Raw genomic sequence first — 6,751 nt, forward strand, 5'->3', positions numbered from 1 at the left:
CGAAGTCAAGCACGCCGCGCGCGGTGCGTCCGCCGCGGCTTTTCGAGGACAAAAGAGCGAAGGCAGGGAAAAGCACAATGTCAAACGACACCAGCGCAGCACCGGCTGCGCATTACCGGCCGCTGGCCACCCGCGGATTGCGACGGGCGCCGGGGGGCACGTTTTCGCTTGCAGTTGCCTCGGTGATTCCCCTTCTCGCATTTTCTGCAATTGTCGTCAGCGCGGGTTGGTCCACTGCTCATGCGCAGGCTATCTGGCAAACGCTGGTAGCCGAAACCTTCGAGACTGGCGTCGATGACTCCAGCCAGGATCCTGGTGCCCAGATGCTCCCGGGCACCACCAGTTACAGAGCATTGCCGAACTCCACAGATGCCGGCACTTACGCGGTCGTCAAGAACCCTGACCACATCGACGCCGTCACCGGAGAGAATTGGCAGCATGCCGGCGACCACACGACCGGCACGGAGTACATGGCCATATTCAACGCCGACCCAACCCGGCACGGTGAGGCAGACGGCACCTATTATCTGTTCAGGGCCGAGACGTCCGACGTCCCGGGCGCAACCTATCGGATGAGCTACTGGACGGCCAATCTCATAGCGTACGACGCTGGGGGTGATTATTACGACGCATATATTGGCCTTACCGTACGTGACCAACCGGGCGGCGCCGGCACTTTATATGCTGCCCATCCGGACAATTCGACTGAGGTACCGCGCGCCGTTGGGAATCAGGATTATCTCCCCTGGATTGAGCGCACCGTCAATTTTCAGTTGCCTGTCGACCATGTGGGCGACGCCGTATATTTTAACTTTTTCAATTCCGCTCCGGACTTTGTGACCGCGTCGGGAAACGATCTTGCCATCGATGATCTTCTCATCGAGATGGCGAGGGCAAGAATATCAGGGCGGATATATGTAGATAACAATACGAATGGTGTCTTCGATGCGGGAGACGAAACCGTTTCCGGTCCTCTGCCGTATGTTGCGGTGGTCGGCGCGAATGACAATGTTATCGACTTCGTCCAGATCGCTGCGGACGGCACCTATCTGCTTGAGAATGCCGCTTATTCGACGGCGGATATCGGGCAGAGGCTTATATTGCTCGATTCAGCGCCCGAACTCGGGCAGGTGGCTGCGGTCGCCCCTCCTCCTGGCTATGCAGTTGTAAGCGAGACACCGAACGCGACCTATGGCACGACGGGCGCTCTGCCGCTTGACGGCATTCTGAACGTCGTCAGTGCGGACTCGGAGACAGGAGATCATCCAGACTTCGATATCGGCCTCATGCTGATCGAGGCCGATCTACAGATCACCAAGGATGGCGGTGAGGAGGGATACGTGCCAGGCGCGGATGCCACCTACACCATCGAAGTGTCGAACGACGGCCCGTTCGGCGTGCAGAACGCATTGATGAACGACCCGCTTCCCGCCGGCATCACCGATGCGACATGGACCTGCGGCAGCCCGACGAACGGCGCCACATGCGGCGTGGCGAGCGGCACCGGCGCCATCGCAGATGTGCCTGTGAACCTGCCCGTTGGCAGTTCGGTCACCTTCACGCACACCCTGACGGTGCCGCTGGACTTCACCGGTGATCTGGTCAATACGGCCACGGTCACCAATCCAGGTGATACCCCGGACCCGGCCCCTGAGAGCAACACAAGTACGGTGACCAAGAAGCTCGCCAGGCTCGAGGTCGAGAAGACAGGCGCGTGGGTGGACGAGAACGGCGACGGCTTCGCCAAGGAAGGCGAGCCGATCGAGTACACCATCACGGTCAAAAACACCGGTGACGTGCCGATCTTCAATATCGCGGTGGAGGACCCGCTGATCGACGGTTTCCAAGGCACGCTGCCCAACCCGCTCGATCCGGGCGGCAGCGCAACGTTGATCGGCACCTATACCCTTTCCAAGGCCGACATCGACAACGGCTCGGTGACGAATTCGGCCAAGGGTACGGGGGAAACCGAGGGCGGGACGCCGGTTGAGGATACGTCCGACGATTCGACCAACCCGAAGGACGAGGACAGCGACGGCGACGGGGATCCGGACGACCCGACGGAGACGGACTTTCCCCGGGAAGGGGCGCTCGACATCATCAAGACCGGCACGATGAACGACGAGAACGGCGACGGCTTCGCCGAGCCGGGCGAGACGATCACCTATACCTTCACGGTGGAGAATATCGGCGATGTGACGCTCACCGACATTACCCTCACCGATACCAAGATCGCGGTGGTGGGCGGGCCGCTCGCCAAGCTCGATCCGGGCGACATCGACAACGGCACGTTCACGGGCACCTATACGATCACCGAGGCCGACATCGAGAGCGGATCGGTGAAGAACCTCGCGACGGGGACGGGCAAGGACCCCGACGGAAAGGAGATACCGCCGGCCGAATCGCACGGGGAAGACGATGTGCCGGGGACGCAGACCGAGACGAAGGTTCCCTTCGGCGACGGCGACTTCGTCAAGGAAGCGCTCGACGCGTTCGACGACCGGGACGGCAGCGGGAGCCTCACCGCCGGTGACCGGATCAACTACAAGTTCACCATCACCAATACCGGCAACATCCCGATCACCAACATCGCCATCGAGGATCCGGACGCGGTGATCGAGGGCACGCTTGCCGCGCCGATCCCGGCCGGCGGGACGGACGACACCAGCTTCACCGGCTGGCACGCGGTCACCCAGGAGGAGATCAACGCGGGGCTCGTCGCCAACGTGGCGGAGATGACGGCTACCGTGACGGACGAGGACTACACCAACGACTTCAAAAAGAAGTCGCGCACCAAGGACGGTGTGCCGGGCGATCCGACGGAGAAGGAGCTGCCGCAGGAACCGCAGATCCGCCTGGAGATGGAGGGCGAGCATGAGGACACCGACGGCGACGGCGTCATGGATGTGGGCGAGCCGGTCCGCTACACGATGACGGTCTGCAACACCGGCAATGTGACGCTGAGCGAGGCGACGGTGACGGACTCCGGCGAAGGGGGAGAGCTTATCGTCGACGGCGGGCCGCCTCCCGAGCTCGGGGTGGGCGAGTGCGACAGCGAGACGTTCACCGGCACCCATATCCTGACCCAGGAGGACATCGACAGGGGCTATGTGGAGGTGAACGGCCTGGCGACGGGCCAGCCGCCTGTCGACGAGGACGGCAATCCGGTCGACCCGGTCACCGACCTTTCGGACGACCCGACGAATGCGGAGAACGTGGACCGCGACGGCGACGGCATCCCCGACGATCCGGTGCGCACCGCCATACCCGAGGTCTCGAGCCTGAAGGTGAGCGGGAAGGAATCCATCCTGCCCGACGGCTTCGTCCGGGCCGGCGACAAGATCGAGTACCGGGTGACCATCGAGAATGTCGGCAACGTGACGGCGAAGGACGTGGCGCCCGAGGATCCCGGCCCGAGCTTCAACGGCAAGCGCGGCACAGGCATGCTTTCGGCCTTCAAGCCGGCGTCGGTGGCCTCGCTGGCGCCGGAGGACGATGCGGTCTTCACGGCGGTCTATACGCTGAGCCAGGAGGATGTGGCGAACGCGGCCGGCGTTACCAACGGGGTGACCAATACGGCCACCGCCATCGGCATCTCGGCGCGCGACGGCGAGCCGGTCGACACGGTGGAGGAGGGCTCCGACGTGGCGGAGCTGCCCGGCTTCAACGTGAGCAAGACAGCCCACCTCGCGGAAGTGCGGCGCGGCCAGCGCGTGCCCTACACCATCACCATGGCGCCCTTGGAGGTGGACGGCCTCACCGAGCCGGTGACGCTGATCGACACGATGCCGGCGGGCTTCACCTATATCGAGGGTACCGCCACGGTGGGCGGCATGGCGCACGAGCCGAAGATCGAGGGCCGGCGGCTTATCTTCGAGGACATTCCGTACGCGCCGGACGAGGAGATCGTCGTCGACATGCAGCTCGGCGTTTCGGCCGCCGTCAAGCCCGGCAAGTTCGTCAACCGGGCGCAGATGGTGTTGGGAGACAGTGTCGTGGACGTGGTCTCCAATGTCGGCATGGCCGAGGTGGAGGTGGTCATCGAGCCCATCTTCGACTGCGGCGACGTTATCGGCAAGGTGTTCGACGACATCAACCGCAACGGCTATCAGGACGAAGGCGAGCCGGGATTGCCGGGCGTGCGGGTGGCCACGGTGAAGGGCCTCCTGATCACCACCGACAAGCACGGCCGCTTCAACGTCGCCTGCGCCGACCTGCCGGACGGGCGCATCGGCTCGACCTTCGTCATGAAGCTCGACCCGCGCACGCTGCCGACCGGCTACCGCATCGTCAGCGAGAACCCGCGCACCGTGCGGCTGACGGCGGGCAAGGCATCGCGTCTCAACTTCGCCGCCACCATCGGCCGGGTGGTGCGCGTCGATCTCAACGACGCCGCCTTCGAGCCGGGCATGCTGGAACTGAGGCCCGAGTGGCAGGTGCAGCTCCCGGGCCTCATCGCTCTCCTTGAACCCGAGGAATCGGTGCTGCGCCTCGCCTATGTCAACGCCGGCGCCGACCGCAAGCTCGCCGCCAACCGCATGAAGCATATCCGCCGCGCCATCGGCGGCATGTGGAAGGAAAGGCCGCGCCGATACCGCCTCGAGATCGAGACCAGGATCGAGACGCGCGAGTAGGGGCGTCAGCCCTTCCGCGCTGCTTCCTCACCTTCGGCTTCGACAGCGCCCCGCCGCTTGCGCGGGGCGCTTTTTTTTGCCCCAAGCAGCCTCGGCCTCCCCGCTTTCCCTTGCCGAGCGCAAGCGGTTGGAAAAGTGCCGACTACCGTAAGCCTACCCCATCGCAACTGAACGAATCACCTGCGTCTTTCCTACTACAGGGGAGAGCGCGCGGCGCCCCCACGTATTCTTTACGTCAGCCGCAGCTCTCCAAAGCCGAAAAGGCAAAGGCAGGGAAAGGCGTCATGTCGGACGATACGGAGTGCACGGCGTTTATGTTTCCGTAAGCGATCGATGCTGGCCAGCGAGCTTCCGCGGGCCGGCTCGTCCGTCCGTCCGTTCGCCGCCGGCAGCACTACGCGAACCTTCCCCTGCCTCGAAGTCAAGCACGCCGCGCGCGGTGCGTCCGCCGCGGCTTTTCGAGGACAAAAGAGCGAAGGCAGGGAAAAGCACAATGTCAAACGATACCAGTCGCGCAGCATCGGCTGCTTACAACTGGCTACCGCCGGCCCGCGGATTCCGCCGGGCGCTTGCGGCCGCGTTTCCGCTTGCCGCCGTGCTGCTTGCCGGGGGGCAGGCACGGGCGCAGGTGATGGTGCCCTTCGATAGTTGCGACGAGAGCATGTACCTCGCCCAGAACGCTCCGACGGGGCTCTTCCGCTTTGAGACGTCGACCAACCCGTTCGTTGTCGACCCGCAGGGACCGGCGTCGCAGCAGCTTTTATATAACTCCATCGCAATGCATCCCACGAACCACTTCCTCTACGGGCAGATGTTCCAGGATGAGAACGGAGATGTACCGCCAGCGGGCACGATGGTGCGGGTCGACAAGAACGGCAGGGTGCAAAACATCGGGGTGCCGACCGGGCTGCCGACCAGTAACCCGAGCGGCGAGATCGGCCCCGATGGAACATACTATACAGTGGGCACGGAGAATGGCGAACAGAGGCTCTATCGCGTCAACCTGACGACGATGACGGCGACTTCCGTTAAGCTGAGCGAACCTGTCGTTAGCTTCGACCTCGCGTGGCACAACGAGCGGCTTTATGTCGCCGGCTCAGAGCTCCAGGCGATCGACCCGACGAACGGAACCGTTACCACGCTTGGCGCTACCGGCATCGCCCCCGGCATCGAAAACGCCTTCGGCGGCATGTTCGGCTCCACGAACGGTATCTTCGGCTCGAACAATTCCGGCGGCTTCTACAGGTTCGACCTGGGCGGCGTGAGCCCAGGCTTCGCCACGTTGATCTCGGAGCTGCCAGCGTCCGGCAGCAACGACGGCGCCAAGTGCGTGACGACGCCGCTGAATTTCCCCGCCGACGTGACGGTGGAAAAGACGAGCGGGGACGGCGCCTATGTGCCGGGCGAGGAGGTGAGCTACACCATCGAGGTCTCCAATCCGCAACCATTCGGCGCCGTCGGCGTGAAGGTCCGGGATCCGCTGCCGGTGGGCATCACCCAGTCGAACTGGACCTGCACCGCCATAGGCGGAGCGGCCTGCGGCAACCCCAGTGGAACCGGCGCCATCGATGAGACGATCAACATGCCGGTGAACGGCCTCATCACCTACCAGGTGACCATGCAGGTGCCCATCGACTATGCCGCCAACCAGACACCGGAACTGGCGAACACCTTCACGGCGGAGAATCCGCCGGACATCCCCGACCCGAACGAGGAGAACAACACGAGCACGGTGATCAAGAAGCTCGCCAGGCTCGAGATCGAGAAGACAGGCGAGTGGGTGGACGAGAACCGTGACGGGGTGGCCAACAAGGACGAGCCGATCGAGTACACCATCATTGTCAAGAACACTGGAGAGGTGCCGATCTTCAACATCGCCGTGCAGGACTCGCTGTTGAAGTCGCTGGACGGTGAGGTGCCCAACCCGCTCGATCCGGGCGGCAGCGCGACGTTGACCGGCACCTACCTCCTGAGCCAGGCCGACATCGACAGCGGCTCGGTGACGAATTCGGCCATAGCCACGGGGGAGACCGAGGGCGGGACGCCGGTTGAGGATACGTCCGACGATTCGACCAACCCGAAGGACGAGGACAGCGACGGCGACGGGGATCCGGACG

General features: G+C 63.8%; 2 protein-coding genes. Both read left to right on the plus strand.

The window, feature by feature from the left end; translation table 11 throughout:
- Positions 1–323 precede the first annotated feature (323 nt).
- On the plus strand, positions 324–4,634 hold the full coding sequence (locus GM910_RS26555; protein ID WP_159593853.1) for a DUF7507 domain-containing protein: 4,311 nt from the start codon (positions 324–326) through the stop codon (positions 4,632–4,634).
- Between the two features lie 493 nt (positions 4,635–5,127).
- The coding region (locus tag GM910_RS26560; RefSeq protein WP_159593855.1) for a DUF6923 family protein at positions 5,128–6,751 on the plus strand (1,624 nt) is incomplete at its 3' end.

It is taken from the genome of Chelativorans xinjiangensis (assembly GCF_009812055.1).
Taxonomy (GTDB): Bacteria; Pseudomonadota; Alphaproteobacteria; order Rhizobiales; family Rhizobiaceae; genus Chelativorans; species Chelativorans xinjiangense.

Coding starts and splice junctions, on each gene's coding strand:
- GM910_RS26555 (WP_159593853.1), top strand. CDS start 324: ATGCTCCCGGGCACCACCAGTTACAGAGCATTGCCGAACTCCACAGAT.